The following is a 14,478-nucleotide window of genomic DNA, read 5'->3' as shown; positions in this document are numbered from 1 at the left end:
GGTCCACGTAGCGCTGCGCGACCAGCGGGTCGCGCAGCGCGAGCAGCTCGAACTCGAGCTCCATGACGCACCACGACGTCTTGGCGGCCGGGTCGGGCAGCACCGACGCGATGACCTCGCGGACGGTGGAGCGGAAGCCGTCCGGCGTCTGCAGGGCCGCGGGGTCGACCGTGGCGACGGCCTGCTCGAGGGCGCCCAGGTGACTGCGCGCCTCGCGCTCCGTGAGCGCGAGGAACAGCTCTTCCTTGCTCGCGAAGTTCGAGTAGAACGCGCCCCGGGTGAACCCGGCGGCCTCGCAGACGGCCTCGATGGACGCGGCCTGCACCCCGACCTGCGCGAACACCTCGAAGGCGGCGTCCAGCAGGCGCTCGCGGGTGCGCTCGCGCCGAGGCGAGCGCGCCGCGGCGGCCGTAGCGTCTTCGGGGGCCGCGCTCTCGGTGGTCAGGGGGTCCTCCTGGGGTTCGGCCGGGTTCCGGCGGCGGGACGGGCTGCGTGCCCGGACCGGGCCCACTGTAGCCAATACAGACCTGTATCGGATACGTTCCTGCATCGGATACAGTGCCGTATCGAGTCCTGCTCCGTCGTCCCTGGAGAGCCTGTGTCCTCCGTCCTGTACTCCCTCGGCCGCTGGGCCGCCCGGGCCCGGCGCCTCGTCGTGATCGGCTGGGTGCTCGTCCTCGCCGTGGTGGGCGGCGCCGCCGGGCTGCTCTACCAGGGCTTCGACAACTCCGTGACCATCCCGGGCACCGAGTCGCAGGACGCGCTCGACAGCCTCGCCGCGACGTTCCCCCAGGTCAGCGGCTCGTCCGCGCAGATCATCGTGGTGGCGCCGGACGGCTCCACCATCGACGACACCGCGATGCGCGGCCCGATCACCGACGCCGTCGACGCCGTCGGCGAGATCGACCAGGTCGCCGCCGTCACCTCGCCCTACGACGACCAGATGGCCGCCTCGGTGAACGACGACAGGTCCGCCACGCTGCTGACCATCCAGCTCGACGGCGACCAGTCGGTCATCACCGAGGAGACGAAGGACGAGCTGCACGCGGCCAGCGACGACCTCGCCGCCGCGCTGCCGGACGGCGCGCAGGCCAGCCTGGGCGGGGAGCTGTTCAGCGTCGAGTTCCCGGCGCTGAGCATCATCGAGGCGATCGGCGTGGTCGTCGCCCTCGTCGTCCTCATCATCACGCTCGGCTCGTTCGTCGCGGCAGGCCTGCCGCTGGTCAACGCGCTCATGGGCGTGGGCGTCTCGATGCTGCTGCTGCTCGCCGCGACGGTGTTCGGCCCGATCAACTCGACGACGCCCATGCTGGGCCTGATGCTGGGCCTGGCGGTGGGCATCGACTACGCCCTGTTCATCGTGTCCCGGCACCGCGAACAGCTCGGCCAGGGGCTCGCCGTCGACGAGTCCATCGCGCGCGCCGTCGCGACGGCGGGGTCCGCGGTCATCTTCGCCGGGCTCACGGTGATGATCGCGCTCGTCGGCCTCGGCGTCGCCGGCATCCCGTTCCTCACGGTGATGGGCATCGCGGCCGCCGTCGCGGTCGGCGTCGCCGTCCTGATCTCGCTCACGCTGCTGCCCGCCCTGCTGTCCTTCTCGGGGGAGCGGCTGCGGCCGCGCGCCGCGCGCGAGGCCCGCGCGCCGAAGAAGGGGAAGGCCAAGCGTGCGGCGCGGGCCGCTGAGAGGCCGGCCGACGGCGTGCACCACAACCGGTTCTTCGACGGCTGGGTCCGGGGCGCCACCCGCTTCCCCGTCCTGACGATCGTGCTGGTCGTGGGCGCCATCGCCGCCCTCGCCTGGCCTGCCACGAACCTCCGTCTCGCGCTGCCGGACGCCGGCTCGCTGCCTGAGGACAACGGGGCACGCGTCACCTACGACCTCGTCGGGCAGGAGTTCGGCGACGGCTTCAACGGCCCGCTCATCGTCACGGGCTCGATCGTCACCAGCAACGACCCCGTCAAGCTCATGAACGAGCTCGGCGACGAGATCGGCACCCTCGACGGCGTCGCCGACGTGCCGCTGTCCACCCCCAACCCCACGGCCGACACCGGCATCATCCAGGTGATCCCCGAGGGCGGGCCGACGTCCGAGGAGACCAAGGCCCTCGTCAGCGAGATCCGCGACCAGCACGACCACTACCTGGACAAGTACGGCGTCGACCTGTCCGTCACCGGGTTCACCGCCGTCGGCATCGACGTCTCCGACAAGCTCGGCGCCGCGCTGCTGCCGTTCGGCCTCGTCGTCGTCGGCCTGTCGCTCGTGCTGCTGACCATGGTCTTCCGGTCGATCTGGGTGCCGATCAAGGCCTCGCTCGGCTACCTGCTGTCGGTGGGCGCGGCTTTCGGCACCGTGGCGCTCGTGTTCGAGCAGGGCGTGTTCGCCGACGCCCTCAACGTCACGGTGCTGGGCCCCGTCATCAGCTTCATGCCGATCATCCTCATGGGCGTCCTGTTCGGCCTCGCGATGGACTACGAGGTCTTCCTCGTCTCCCGCATCCGCGAGGACTACGTGCACGGCGGGGACGCGCGTCGCGCGGTGCGCACCGGCTTCCTCGGCTCCGCCAAGGTGGTCACCGCCGCCGCGGTCATCATGTTCGCCGTCTTCGTCGCCTTCGTGCCCGAGGGCGACATGACGCTCAAGCCGATCGCGCTCGGGCTCGCCGTGGGCGTCGCCGTCGACGCGTTCGTCGTGCGGATGACGCTCGTGCCCGCGGTCCTCGCCCTGCTCGGCGAACGGGCCTGGCACATGCCGCGCTGGCTCGACCGCGTGCTGCCCACGTTCGACGTCGAGGGCGAGGGCATCACCAAGGAGCTGCGGCTCGCCGCCTGGCCCGAGCCGGACACGACCGACGCCGTCGCCGCCCTCGACCTCGTCGTCGCGGGCCCCGACGGGCCGGACGCGGGCGCGCCCGTCGTCGGCCCGGTCGGCGTCCGCGTGCCGGCCGGCGGTGCGCTGTGCGTGCAGGGCGACGCGTCCGCGCCCGTCTCGGCGCTGCTGCTCGCGCTGTCCGGGCGGATGGCGCCCGACGCGGGCGCGGTCAAGGTCACCGGCCTCGTCCTGCCCGAGCGCGCGATGACGGTGCGGGGCCGGGTCGCCTTCGTGGACGCCCTGGCCGAGCACGGCCGCCCCGCCCCGGCCGTCGACGCCGCGGTGCGCGACGGCGCGCGGGTCGTGGTCGTCGACCGCACCGACGCCGTCGCCGACCGCCCCGCCCGCGAGGCGCTCGCCGCCGCGCTGGCCCGCGCGCAGCACGGCGGCACGGCCGTGCTCCTGGGCGCCAGCGGCGTCGCCGCGACCGACCTGCTCGACGGCGTCCACCTGGGCGGGACGACGGCCCGCGAGGTCCCCGTGCTGGACGTCGGTGCCGGGTTCGGCGCGCCGAGCGTGCTCACGGGGGCCGACGTGCCCCCGCCCGTGCCGACCCACGACCCGGCGTCCCGACCGGAGGAGTCGCACGACGGGCCCGGCGCGACCGGTCCCACCACGATCGACGAGGACACCCACGTGCAGGAGGTGCAGGCATGACCGGCACGACCCCGACCCCGACGAGCGTCGCCGCCCTGCGCCGCAACCCGTGGAGCGTCGCCGCCGTCGCGCTGCTGCCGCTCATGATCCTGGGGCTGCTGCTCGCCGCCCTGTGGAACCCGCAGGACCGGCTCGACCAGGTGCCGGCCGCCATCGTGAACCTCGACGAGCCGGTGCAGGTGCAGGGCCAGACGGTCCCGCTGGGGCGTCAGCTCGCGTCCGGGCTGGTCAGCGGCGGCGAGACCGCCGACGGCGCCAAGGCGGCGCAGCCCGCCGAGGACGCCACCAACTTCGACTGGACCCTGACCGACGCCGACACCGCGGCAGACGGCCTCGCGGACGGCACCTACGCCGCCGTCGTGACCATCCCGAAGGACTTCTCCGCGGCGGCGACGTCGTACGGGAACGACGACCCGTCGTCCGCGCGGCAGGCCACGATCGACGTCAGCACCCCGCCCGGCGGCCGGGTGGCCGACGACGCGCTCGCCCGCGTCGTCGCCGCGACCGCGACCTCCGTCATGTCGAGCACGCTCACCGAGACCTACGTGGACAACGTCCTCGTCGGGTTCAACGACCTGTCCGACGGCATCGGGCAGGCGCAGGACGGCGCCGTCCAGCTCGCGGACGGTGCGGGGCAGCTCGCCACCGGCGCGAACCAGGCGTCCGACGGTGCCGGAAAGCTCGCGGACGGTGCCGGAAAGCTCGCGGCCGGCGCGACGTCGGCCGCGACCGGCGCCTCCGGCGTCGCGTCCGGCGCGGCGGGCCTCGCGGACGGCGCCCGCCAGCTCGCGGACGGCGCGTCCCAGGTGGCCGGCGGCGCCCGCGGCATCGCCGGCGGCATCGGGGACAGCGCCCAGGGCGCGGACGACCTGGCCGACAACGGCGACAAGCTCGCGACGGGCGCCACGCAGGTGGCCGTCGGGAACCGCGCCCTGGCGGACCAGGTCGCGGCCCTCAACAAGGACGTCCCCGACGCCGCGACGATCAAGAAGACCCTGACCGACGCCCAGGCGCAGTCCGGCGAGTTCGCGGCGGCAGCGAGCGCCGCGCTCGGGTGCGACGTCAACCCGTCGACCGACGCCTGCCAGCAGCTCGCGGACGTCCTCACGCAGCTGCAGTCGAGCTCGGCCCAGATCGAGGACACGATCCAGCAGGTCGGCGCCGCGCGCGGGCAGCTCGACGCCCTCGCCACGCAGACCGACAAGCTCGCCACGGGGGCCGAGGGTGTCGCGACCGGCGTCGCGGGCATCGCGGGCGGCAACCGCGACCTCGCCACCGGTCTGCGCAAGCTCCAGGGCGGCGCGTCGCAGGTCGCGGACGGCGCGGACGGCGTCTCCTCGGGTGCCGACCGGCTCTCCGGCGGGGCGGACCAGCTCGCGGGCGGGGCGTCGCAGCTCTCGACGGGCGTCGGACAGCTGGCCACCGGGGCGTCCGGCGTGGCGTCGGGCGCGACCGACCTGTCCTCCGGGGTGGGCAAGCTCGCCTCCGGCAACAAGGACCTCGCCTCGGGCGCGGACGACCTCTCCACCGGGCTCGGCGACGCGAAGAACCAGATCCCGACGACGACGGACGCGGAGCGCAAGACGCTGTCGTCGGTGGTCGCGGAGCCGGTGAAGGCACCGTCGGCGAGCGACATCAGCACCGGGGCGTCCGGGCCGCTGTTCGCGGTCGTGGCGCTGTGGCTCGGGGCGCTGGCGCTGCTGACGATCTTCCCGCCCGTGGTCGCGGGGGCCCTCGGCTCCACGCGCGACTCGGTGCGGCTCGCGCTGCGGGCCTTCGCGCTGCCGGCGGCGGTCGGCGCGGTCACGGGTGCCGCGGTCGGCGTGATCCTCGCGGCGGTCGAGAGCCTCGACGTCGGCGGCTGGGTCGGGGCGGTCGTCGTCGGCGCGGTCGCGTCCGTGGCGTTCGTGGCCGTCCACCAGGGCTTCGTCGGGCTGCTGGGCAACCTGGGCCGCGGGATCAGCCTGCTGATCGCGGTCCTGCTCATCGCCACCGGCATCGTGGCGACCGTGCCTACCGTGCTGCAGGGTCTGGTGGACGCGCTGCCCGTGGGCGCGGGGCGCGACGCCCTGACGGCCGTGGTGGTGCCCGCGGCCGGTGGCCTGGGGATGGCCGTCACGCTGCTCGTGCTGTGGGGGCTGGGCGGGCTGGCCCTCGCGACGCTCGTCACCGCGCGCGGCCGCCGGCTGGGCGTGCGGCGGCTACTGCGCGCCTGACCTCGCGGCCGCGCGCTGCCACCGCAGCACGAGGAGCGCGTCGGCGCGACGGCGTGCGGCGACGCCCAGGTGGGCCACCTGGCGGTGCTCGATCAGGGCGTGCAGGTCGTGGTCGAGGGCCCAGGTCAGCGCGCGGCCGACGTCGTGGGCCGCGGGCATGGCTGCTGCAGGTCTCACGGCAGGGAGAGATGTCCGACTCGCCGGTTTGTGACACGGGGGTGTGTCACACGCCTGCAGCAGACTCGCGCCATGGACCTGACGCAGGCGCGCGAGACGAAGGCACAGCTCACCGACTTCGCCCGGGAGCTGGCCGAGCGTCACGGCGTGCCGGCCAGCCCGTACGCCGTCGGCGACGACGCCAGCCCGGCCGACGTCGTGCGGGCGCCGACGCTGTCGCTCGGTCTCGCGCCGCAGGGCGACGGCGGGTTCGCGGTCGCCGTGCGGTACCGGCTCGGGGTCCCGACGGCGCGGTCGTTCGCGCGGAGGCTGGCCGCCGAGGCGGGTGACGACGTGGACGTGCGCCGCACCGGCCGCATCCGCACGCTGACCCCGCAGCCCCGGCCGCCGGTCGTCACCGCGCGCGCCCTGGGGGAGACGGGTCGCGTGCGCCCGCTGCGGCCGGGGGTGTCGGTCGCGCACGTGGACGTCACGGCGGGAACGCTCGGTGCGTTCGTCGTGAAGGCGGACGACGACGGCGCGCGGTACGTCCTGTCGAACTACCACGTGCTGGCGGGCTCGCCGGCGGCCCAGGTCGGGGACGTCGTCGTGCAGCCGGGGCCGGCAGACGGCGGCGGTGCGCCGCGGGACCGGGTGGGCACCCTCGCGCAGGTGGTGCCGCTGGCCCCGGGGCAGCCCGCCACCGTGGACGCCGCGCTCGCGCTCCTGGACGACGGGATCGACGTGGACCCCACCTACCCGGTGGGCGCGGTCACGACGACCGCCGTCGCGGTGGGCGGCGAGTCGGTCGAGAAGATCGGCCGCACCACCGCGCACACGCAGGGCCGCGTGACGGCGATCGAGATGGACGACGTCGTCGTCGGCTACGGCGACGAGCTCGGCGTCCTGTCGTTCGACAACCAGATCGAGGTCGAGGGTGTCGGCGGCGCGTTCTCGCGCGGGGGCGACTCCGGGTCGCTCGTCTACCGCGAGGACGGCGTCGCCCTGGGTCTGCTCTTCGCCGGCTCCGAGACGGGCGGCGCGGACGGCAGCGGGCTGACGTACTGCAACCCCGTCGACGCCGTCCTCCAGGCGCTGGGCGTCACCCTCGCCTCCCATCCAGGGGGCTCACGTCTCGCCGAGGTAGTCCGAGAGCTGCCGAGGTAGTTCCAGCACAGGCCGAGGTAGTTCCGAACTACCTCGGCAGTCCTGGAACTACCTCGGCAGTCCTGGAACTACCTCGGCAGCTCCGGGACTACCTCAGCGGGTCAGGCCCAGGTGAGCAGGTCCTCGCCGTGCTCGACGAGCGTGCCGACCTGCGCGAGGCGGTCGACGGCGTCCGGCGTGGCCTCGAGCGCGACGACGGGGCACACGGCGGACCGGCCGCCCTCGCGCACGGCGGCGGGGTCCCAGGAGACGAGCACGGCGCCGCGCTCGACCACGTCGCCCTCGGAGGCGTGGGTCGTGAAGCCCGCGCCGCGGAGCTGGACGGTGTCGATACCGAGGTGCACCAGCACCGCGCGGCCGTCGTCGTGCTGCAGCACGAACGCGTGCGGGTGCAGCTTGACGATCTTCCCCGCGACGGGCGCGACCGCCACGCCGCCGCGGACGCCGTCGGGCTCGATCGCCAGACCGGGGCCCACGAGGCCGGCGGAGAACACGGGGTCGTCCACCTCGGACACGTCGACGACGGTCCCGGTGACGGGGGCGAGGACGGTCAGCGCCGTCATCGGCGCAGGCCCTCGACCGGCAGCCGGGCGCTGCAGGGTTCGAGGTCGACGACGTGGGGGTCGCCGCCGATCGCGTCGAGGACCTGCTGTGCCTTGCTCATGGTGCTCCTTGGTCGTTCCGGTGGCGAAGGTTCAGGGTGGCGAAGGTTCAGGGGTGGCCGGGCGCGAGCCGCGCGTCGCCGGCGGGCCGGTCGCGCGGGACGAGGGTGGGCCGCGCCTCGCGCAGCGGGACGACGACGCTGTACCGGTCGCCGCGGTAGCAGGCCCGGGAGTACATGAGGGCGACGTCGCCACCGAACGTGCGACGGGCGGTCCGCATGACGGCGCGCGACCCCTGCATCTGCAGGGAGTCCAGCTCCTCGGCGGTGGCGTCGGCGGCGGTGATGACCTCCTCGCCCCACGTCGGGTCGTGGCCGCGCTCGCGCAGCGCGGCGTACAGGCTGTCGGGGACGCCGTCGGCGACCAGGTCCGGCGCGAGGTCGACGGGGATCCACGACTCCTCGACGCTCAGGGGCTTGCCGTCCGCGGTGCGCAGCCGCACCACGTGGTGGACGGCGGTGCCGGGGTCGCGGTCGAGGGCCTCGGCGACGACCGTGGGCGCGGGCAGCTCCTCGCAGCGCAGCACGGTGGCCCCGGGCCGCAGACCGCGGCGCCGCGCCTCCTCGCCGAACGTCGTCAGGCGCATCTCGAAGTCCGCCCGCGGCGCGGCCACGAAGGTGCCACGCCCCTGCGCCCGTTCGAGCACACCCTCGGTGACCAGGGCGTCGATCGCCTGGCGCACGGTCATGCGGGAGACGCCGAACTTGTCGGTGAGGCTGCGCTCGGACGGGACCGCGTCCCCGACGGCGAGCTCGGTCGTGACGAGGTCCGCGAGGTACGCACGCACCGCGAGGTACTTGTGCTCGCCGCTGCGCGCGTCGCCCCTGACCATCGTCGTGTCCTGTCCTGCCCTGCGATCGGCATCGATCAGCGTCTTGTCCGACATCGGGACCAGTATCGGGCCCCGTGCCGGGCGGCCCGCCTCTGCTCCCGCCCACGGGAGCGCGGGGTTGACACATCATGAGGTCTAGACCAGTGTGCCTGCAACCGGGTGCGACGACCCGCCCGCGGCGGGCGGGTCACACCGGCGACGACGCCGCACCGACCTCGCGTCACCGCCGCCGGACGAGCATGCTGGCCCTGCAGGACACGCCCGCCCCCCGGGCCAGTCATCGGAGGAGGACCATGACCACGGTCGCAGAGACCATGCAGACGCGAGGATTCCCCGGCCTGGCCGAGAGCGTCCCCGACGGCGGGCGCGCCGGGAGGCCGGGCGGCGCCGGGTCCGGGACGGTCGAGGGCGGCGCGGTCCGATGAGCACCACCCTCACCGGTGCCCCGGTAGGCCCCGGGCGGGCGGCCGGCGTCGTCGTGACGATGCCCGACCCCGTCCCGGAGCCCCGGGAGACGACGATCGACCGGTCCGCTGCCGACGACGCGGTGGCGCGTCTGGGGGCCGCGACGTCGGCCGTCCAGGAGCGCCTCGGCGCGCTGGCGGCGCAGGCTACGGGCACGGCCGCGGACGTGCTCGGCGTGACGGCCGCCATGGCCGCCGACCCGGCGCTCGCCCGCGACGCCGAGCGACGCGTGCGGGAGGAGGCGCACACCCCGGAGCGCGCGGTGTGGGACGCCGCCAACGCGCTCGCCGCGCAGCTCGAGCCGCTGGGCCCGCCCCTGAGCGAGCGGGCCCGCGACGTGCGCGACGTGCGCGACCGCATCGTCGCCGAGCTCACCGGGGTGCGGCCGCCGGGCGTGCCCGCGCCGGGGCACCCGTTCGTGCTCGTCGCGGAGGACCTCGCACCCGCCGACGCGGCCACGCTGGACCCGGCGGTCGTCGTCGCGATCGTCACGAGCGGGGGCGGCCCGACGTCGCACACGGCGATCCTCGCGCGGGCGCTCGGCATCCCCGCCGTCGTCGCCGTGCGGGGTGCCGACGACCTCGCCGAGGGGGAGACCGTCGTCGTCGACGGCAGCGCGGGCACCGTGCTGCGCGACCCGTCCGACGCCGAGGTGACGGCCGCCCGCGACGCCGTGCGCGTCGAGCGCGAGTTCGACGGCCGCGGCCGCACCGCCGACGGGCACCGGGTGGAGCTGCTCGCCAACGTCGCCGACCCGCAGGCCGCGCAGGCCGCGGTCGCCGCGCACGCCGAGGGCGTGGGCCTGTTCCGCACGGAGTTCTGCTTCCTCGGCCGTGACGTCGAGCCGGCCGTCGACGAGCAGGTCGCCGCCTACCGCGGCGTCCTGTCCGCGTTCGCGGGGCGCAAGGTCGTGGTGCGCACCCTCGACGCCGGGGCGGACAAGCCGCTGCCCTTCGTCACCGCCCCCGACGAGCCGAACCCGGCGCTCGGCGTCCGCGGGCTGCGGACCGCCGTGACCCATCCAGAGGTGCTCGACCGCCAGCTGCAGGCCGTCGCGCTGGCGGCCGCGGCGGAGTCTGCGGACGTGTGGGTCATGGCGCCGATGGTCGCCACCCCGGACGAGGCGCGGTCGTTCGTCGCGGCGTGCGAGTCGCACGGGCTGCGCCGGGCCGGGGCGATGATCGAGGTGCCCGCGGCGGCGCTCCGGTCGCGCTGGGTCTTCGAGCACGCCACCTTCGGCAGCATCGGCACCAACGACCTCACGCAGTACGCGATGGCGGCGGACCGGACGCTGGGTGACCTCGCCGCACTGTCCACGAGCTGGCAGCCCGCGGTGCTCGAGCTGGTGCGTGCCACCTGCGCGGGCGCGGACTCCCGCGGCCGGCCGGTCGGCGTCTGCGGGGAGGCGGCGGCCGACGCCGTCCTGGCCCCGGTGCTGGTCGGGCTCGGCGTGCGCTCGCTGTCGATGACGCCGCGTGCGCTCGCGGACGTCGCGGCGGTGCTCTCCGAGGTGACGTTCGCGCGCTGCCGCGAGGTCGCGCACGTCGCGCTGGAGCAGCCGGACGCCGACGCCGCCCGTTCGGCGGTCCGGCGCGAGCTGGCCGACGTCCTGGAGCCGCTCGGCCTGTAGACCAGGTGTCCTGCCGAGGGGGAGCGCGGCCCGCGCTCGCCCTCGGCGTCAGGCGAAGAGGGCTGCGCCGTACTTGAGCAGGACGGCGGCGGCGAGCAGCGCGAACCACGCGGCGAGGAGGATTCCGAACGCGCCGGAGCGCACCAGCGACGTCGCCCAGGACTGCAGCCGTGCGGGCCAGTACAGGTTGTCCTCCAGGATGTTCCAGTGGAGCATCGACGCGAACACGAGCGTCGTGGAGACGGTGATCGTCAGGCACCACGGGCACAGGGCGCCGATGACGAACATCGACTGGTAGAAGAGCCAGTACGCGAAGAGGAAGCCCAGCAGGTAGACGGTCTGGGCCGCCGTCATGAACCAGCGCGGGAACCGGACGCCGGCCAGGCCGGCGACGGCCACCGTGATCACCACGGACTCCGCGATCAGGCCGAGGAAGGCGTTCGGGAAGCCGAACAGGCTCGCCTGCGGTGACGTGCCGACGGTCCCGCACGAGACGACGGCGTTGATGTCGCACGACAACGCCGTCGTGGGGTCCGCCGCCAGGTGGACGGCGTCGACCGACAGCACGAACGCGGCGAGCAGCCCGACCAGCGCGCCGACGAGCATCTCGCCGAAGAGCCAGCCCGGTGAGTGGAAGAACCCGGCGGGACGGGCCGGCCGGACCGTCACGCCACCGCGTCCTGCGACAGGAACTCGACGAGGGCGTCGAGCGCCGCCGCGGCGTCGTCGCCGTCGGCGTCCGTGCGGAGGACCACCTCGTCCCCGGCGTCGGCCCCGAGCGTCAGGATGGCGAGGATGGACGCGGCGTCGACCGCGTCGCCGCCGGCCTTGGCGATCTGCACCGGGACGGGCTGCTGGCCCGCCCTCTGGGCGAAGAGCGCGGCGGGGCGCGCGTGCAGGCCCTCGGTGATGGCGACGACGACGGTACGTTCCATGGGGTCCTCCGGGAAAGGTGGTCTGGACCAGTTCATCGTAGGGGGGTGCCGTCCGGCGGGAAAGTCCGGTGTGCGCGGTCGATCGCCATCCCGACGGAGTCGAGCAGGCGGTCCAGGGAGGCCTCGAACGGGGTGGCCTCCGCGTCGAAGCCGCCCGCCTGCCAGATGCGGAGCATGGTGGGGTAGCGCTCGGGGTCGAACCAGTCCGCCCAGAAGCTGCTCATCGAGGTCCAGTACTCGTCGTTGCTCTGCCCGGAGGCGTCCTTCTCCGCCGCCTCCGCCACCGTGGAGCGGGCCAGGCCGCGGACGAACGCGTCGACGAGGCCGAGGATCTCGACCACCTGCCGTTCCGTCAGCCCCGTGTCGACGAGGGTGCGCAGGCCGCACTCCTGCGCGTCGAGCACGGACGGGGTCAGCGGCAGCCGCCACATGTTGGTCTGCAGGATCCACGGGTGGCGCTGGAACAGCCCCCAGTGCGCCCGGGCGTACGCGGCGAGGCCCTCGCGCCAGGCGGCGTCGGCCGGCGGCAGCGCGAGCTCGGCGAACGCCCGGTCGATCATGAGGTCCTGCAGCTCGGCCCGGCCGGGCACGTAGGTGTAGAGCGACATCGCGCCGACGCCGAGGTGTGCGGCGACGCGGCGCATCGACAGCGTGTCCAGGCCGTCGGCGTCCGCGATCGCCGTGCCCGCCCCGACGACGTCCTCCAGCGTCAGGCGCGCCTTGCGACCGCGCCCCGACGGCTGCGGCGGGTCCCACAGGAGGGCCAGACGGCGGACGACCTCCGGCGGGCGGGGGACGTCGTCGGCAGCGTCCGCGGGGGTCTGCCCGACCTCACCCTCGGCCCCGCCCTCTGGCCCCGGCCCGGGTGCATTGCTCGACATGGGTCGTCATCCTCCCATCCCTTGCTGCGAGGGCTTGTCGGACCCCCTCGCTACGCTCGACACTAGTTCCAGTACAGCGTACGAGAGACGGTGACGGGAGAGGTGCGGAGATGATTCGAGCACGCGGGCTGACCAAGACGTTCAGCCGCCGCAAGGAGACGGTCGAGGCGGTCAAGGGCATCGACGTCGACGTCGCGGAGGGCGAGCTCGTCGCCTTCCTGGGACCGAACGGCGCGGGGAAGTCCACGACCCTGCGGATGCTGACCTCGCTCCTGGAGCCGACGGCGGGGGAGGCGACCGTCGCCGGGTACGACGTCGTCACGCACCCGGCGCAGGTCCGGGCACGGCTCGGCTTCATCGGCCAGGGCAACGGCGGCGGCTTCAGCTACAAGGTGGCGGACGAGCTGCACAACCAGGGCCGCTTCTACGGCCTCGCCCCGGAGGTGTACCGGGAGCGGGCGGCCGACCTGCTCGAGGCCCTCGAGCTGACCGGCCTCGAGAAGCGGTCGGTGCAGTCGCTCTCCGGCGGCCAGCGCCGCCGCCTCGACGTCGCCCTCGGGCTGATGAACCACCCGCCGCTGCTGTTCCTCGACGAGCCCACCACCGGTCTCGACCCGCACTCGCGGGCCAACCTGTGGGGCCACATCTCGGCGATGCGCGAGCGGTACGGCATGACGGTGGTCCTCACCACCCACTACCTCGACGAGGCGGACAGCATGGCGGAGCGCGTCGTCGTCATCGACCACGGCGAGATCATCGCCGACGCCGCGCCCGACGTCCTCAAGCGGCGGCACGCCGACGACTCCCTCGCCCTCGTGGTCGCGACCGACGACGGCGCCGCGGTGCGGGCGGCGCTGCCCCCGGGCCTCGGTGAGGTCGAGCTCGAGGAGCACGGCCCCGGGCTGCGGGTGCGGGTGTCCACCGCCCAGGGTGCGGACACCCTGCCGGGAGTCATCGAGGCCCTGCGCGTCGCGGGCATCACCACCACGTCGGCGAGCGCGCGCCAGGCCAGCCTCGACGACGTGTTCCTCAACCTCACCGGCCGGAGCCTGCGCGAGGAGGCGGCAGCATGAGCGAGCAGACCCGCACCACCACCCCCACGGCGGCGGCCCACGAGGCGCCGCGCATCGTCACGCGCTCCGGCCCCGGCAAGTTCGTCACGGACACCGGAGCCGTGTTCACGCGCGAGATCCTGCTGGTGCTCCGCGACCCCTTCACGCTGATCTTCTCGCTGCTGCAGCCGCTGATCTTCCTGGGGCTGTTCGGGCCGCTGCTCACCGGCACGTTCGGCGGCGGCGTCGGCGGGGGAGGCGCGAGCACCGCCGACACCCTGCAGTGGTTCGTGCCCGGCGTGATCGTGATGATCTCGCTGTTCGGCACGTCGATGACCGGGTCGAACCTGCTCTACGAGGTCATGACCGGCTCCTACGAGCGCGTCCTCGCCACCCCCTTGGACCGGTCGGCCATCCTCGTGGGCCGGGCGCTCAAGGAGTTCGCGCCGCTGCTGGTGCAGGGGCTGATCATCGCGGTGGTCTGCATCCCGTTCGGGTTCACGTTCTACGTGCTGCCCGCGCTCGCCGGCCTGGTGCTGCTCGGCGTCTTCGGCGTCGGCGTGGGCGCCCTGTCGCACGCCCTCGCGCTCGCGGCGAAGAACCGTGAGTGGCTGTTCTGGGGCGTGCAGCAGTCGCTGCTGTTCCCGCTGCTGATCCTGTCCGGGATGATGCTGCCGCTCGAGTCGGGCCCCTCGTGGATGCAGACGGCGGCGAAGTTCAACCCGCTCACCTACATGGTCGACGCCGAGCGGGTGCTCTTCGGCGGCACGTTCTCCGACCTGGCCGTGCTCTGGGGGCTGGTCGCCGCCGTCGTCACCTGCGCCGTCGGCCTCGTCGTCGGCATCCGCGCCACCCGCCGGACCGTCTGACCCTCTCCCCCCCGGGGCCTGTTGTGGGTTCGGAAAAGGCGGGGATTTGCGGCCCGGGTGTGGGCGGTTTGGGTCCCCCCACACCCC

Annotated in this window: 14 protein-coding genes; 7 read left to right on the top strand and 7 right to left on the bottom strand. The window is 74.4% G+C overall.

All coding sequences use genetic code 11. The annotated features are described in order from the left end of the window. The coding region (locus tag ACFT55_RS12945; RefSeq protein WP_380244243.1) for a TetR/AcrR family transcriptional regulator at positions 1-445 on the bottom strand (445 nt) is incomplete at its 3' end. Between the two features lie 153 nt (positions 446-598). On the opposite strand from ACFT55_RS12945, the gene ACFT55_RS12940 reads away from it, so the two are divergent. After that, positions 599-3,526 carry an MMPL family transporter gene (locus tag ACFT55_RS12940; RefSeq protein ID WP_380244242.1) on the top strand — a complete coding sequence of 976 codons (2,928 nt, stop codon included), beginning with the start codon at positions 599-601 and terminating at the stop codon, positions 3,524-3,526. Continuing rightward, complete coding sequence (locus ACFT55_RS12935) at positions 3,523-5,742, top strand: YhgE/Pip domain-containing protein (RefSeq protein WP_380244241.1); 2,220 nt, start codon at positions 3,523-3,525, stop codon at positions 5,740-5,742. Before ACFT55_RS12940 ends, ACFT55_RS12935 begins: the two co-directional genes overlap by 4 nt. Here the strand turns inward: ACFT55_RS12935 and ACFT55_RS12930 are convergent. Continuing rightward, entirely contained in the window at positions 5,728-5,901 is a 174-nt protein-coding gene (locus tag ACFT55_RS12930) for a hypothetical protein (RefSeq protein ID WP_380244240.1), read from the bottom strand. The genes ACFT55_RS12935 and ACFT55_RS12930 overlap by 15 nt on opposite strands. Before the next feature lie 90 nt (positions 5,902-5,991). Between ACFT55_RS12930 and ACFT55_RS12925 the strand changes: the two genes are divergently transcribed. Continuing rightward, entirely contained in the window at positions 5,992-7,065 is a 1,074-nt protein-coding gene (locus ACFT55_RS12925) for a hypothetical protein (protein WP_380244239.1), read from the top strand. A 101-nt stretch (positions 7,066-7,166) separates the two neighbouring features. Here ACFT55_RS12925 and ACFT55_RS12920 read toward each other — a convergent pair whose 3' ends face one another. After that, on the bottom strand, positions 7,167-7,628 hold the full coding sequence (locus tag ACFT55_RS12920; RefSeq protein ID WP_380244238.1) for a PTS glucose transporter subunit IIA: 462 nt from the start codon (positions 7,626-7,628) through the stop codon (positions 7,167-7,169). 148 nt (positions 7,629-7,776) lie between these two features. After that, positions 7,777-8,613: a GntR family transcriptional regulator gene (locus ACFT55_RS12915; RefSeq protein ID WP_380244237.1), complete on the bottom strand. Its 837-nt coding sequence runs from the start codon at positions 8,611-8,613 to the stop codon at positions 7,777-7,779. Positions 8,614-8,852: 239 nt separating this feature from the next. Here ACFT55_RS12915 and ACFT55_RS12910 point away from each other — a divergent pair, with 239 nt between their 5' ends. Together ACFT55_RS12910 and ptsP are read left to right on the top strand one after the other, a co-directional pair. Further along, positions 8,853-8,984, top strand: coding sequence for a hypothetical protein (locus ACFT55_RS12910; protein WP_380244236.1), 132 nt, complete (start codon positions 8,853-8,855; stop codon positions 8,982-8,984). Further along, positions 8,981-10,654 carry a phosphoenolpyruvate--protein phosphotransferase gene (gene ptsP / locus ACFT55_RS12905; protein WP_380244235.1) on the top strand — a complete coding sequence of 558 codons (1,674 nt, stop codon included), beginning with the start codon at positions 8,981-8,983 and terminating at the stop codon, positions 10,652-10,654. The genes ACFT55_RS12910 and ptsP overlap by 4 nt, the downstream gene beginning before the upstream one ends. A gap of 48 nt (positions 10,655-10,702) precedes the next feature. Here the strand turns inward: ptsP and ACFT55_RS12900 are convergent, their stop codons facing one another. Genes ACFT55_RS12900 through ACFT55_RS12890 form a run of 3 tightly spaced genes read right to left on the bottom strand, consistent with a single transcriptional unit; the run spans position 10,703 to position 12,470 of the window. Next, a complete protein-coding gene (locus ACFT55_RS12900; protein ID WP_380244234.1) occupies positions 10,703-11,323 on the bottom strand; it encodes a vitamin K epoxide reductase family protein in 621 nt (206 codons plus the stop codon). Further along, the gene (locus ACFT55_RS12895; protein ID WP_380244233.1) at positions 11,320-11,589 is read right to left on the bottom strand and encodes an HPr family phosphocarrier protein; all 270 of its coding nucleotides are present in this window, start codon (positions 11,587-11,589) and stop codon (positions 11,320-11,322) included. The genes ACFT55_RS12900 and ACFT55_RS12895 overlap by 4 nt, the downstream gene beginning before the upstream one ends. Positions 11,590-11,621: 32 nt before the next feature. Next, positions 11,622-12,470, bottom strand: a complete 849-nt coding sequence (locus tag ACFT55_RS12890; RefSeq protein WP_380244232.1) for a TetR/AcrR family transcriptional regulator — start codon at positions 12,468-12,470, stop codon at positions 11,622-11,624. 110 nt (positions 12,471-12,580) lie between these two features. Between ACFT55_RS12890 and ACFT55_RS12885 the strand changes: the two genes are divergently transcribed. Both ACFT55_RS12885 and ACFT55_RS12880 read left to right on the top strand, forming a co-directional pair. Beyond that, positions 12,581-13,543 (top strand): ABC transporter ATP-binding protein, encoded by a 963-nt coding sequence (locus ACFT55_RS12885; protein ID WP_380244231.1) that lies wholly within the window; start codon positions 12,581-12,583, stop codon positions 13,541-13,543. Then, entirely contained in the window at positions 13,540-14,391 is an 852-nt protein-coding gene (locus tag ACFT55_RS12880; protein ID WP_380244230.1) for an ABC transporter permease, read from the top strand. The genes ACFT55_RS12885 and ACFT55_RS12880 overlap by 4 nt, the downstream gene beginning before the upstream one ends. The last annotated feature ends 87 nt before the right edge of the window (positions 14,392-14,478 follow it).

It is taken from the genome of Isoptericola sp. NPDC057191 (assembly GCF_042670225.1).
GTDB lineage: Bacteria > Actinomycetota > Actinomycetes > Actinomycetales > Cellulomonadaceae > Isoptericola.
The sequence above is the reverse complement of the archived record's forward strand: the minus strand, read 5'-3'. Positions and strand labels throughout refer to the sequence as shown.

Excerpts from the sequence above, each read along its gene's own strand:
- ACFT55_RS12885 (WP_380244231.1), top strand. The coding sequence starts at position 12,581 with ATGATTCGAGCACGCGGGCTGACCAAGACGTTCAGCCGCCGCAAGGAG.
- ACFT55_RS12890 (WP_380244232.1), bottom strand. The coding sequence starts at position 12,470 with ATGTCGAGCAATGCACCCGGGCCGGGGCCAGAGGGCGGGGCCGAGGGT.
- ACFT55_RS12930 (WP_380244240.1), bottom strand. The coding sequence starts at position 5,901 with ATGCCCGCGGCCCACGACGTCGGCCGCGCGCTGACCTGGGCCCTCGAC.
- ACFT55_RS12895 (WP_380244233.1), bottom strand. The coding sequence starts at position 11,589 with ATGGAACGTACCGTCGTCGTCGCCATCACCGAGGGCCTGCACGCGCGC.
- ptsP (WP_380244235.1), top strand. The coding sequence starts at position 8,981 with ATGAGCACCACCCTCACCGGTGCCCCGGTAGGCCCCGGGCGGGCGGCC.
- ACFT55_RS12915 (WP_380244237.1), bottom strand. The coding sequence starts at position 8,613 with ATGTCGGACAAGACGCTGATCGATGCCGATCGCAGGGCAGGACAGGAC.
- ACFT55_RS12935 (WP_380244241.1), top strand. The coding sequence starts at position 3,523 with ATGACCGGCACGACCCCGACCCCGACGAGCGTCGCCGCCCTGCGCCGC.
- ACFT55_RS12910 (WP_380244236.1), top strand. The coding sequence starts at position 8,853 with ATGACCACGGTCGCAGAGACCATGCAGACGCGAGGATTCCCCGGCCTG.
- ACFT55_RS12920 (WP_380244238.1), bottom strand. The coding sequence starts at position 7,628 with ATGACGGCGCTGACCGTCCTCGCCCCCGTCACCGGGACCGTCGTCGAC.
- ACFT55_RS12925 (WP_380244239.1), top strand. The coding sequence starts at position 5,992 with ATGGACCTGACGCAGGCGCGCGAGACGAAGGCACAGCTCACCGACTTC.
- ACFT55_RS12880 (WP_380244230.1), top strand. The coding sequence starts at position 13,540 with ATGAGCGAGCAGACCCGCACCACCACCCCCACGGCGGCGGCCCACGAG.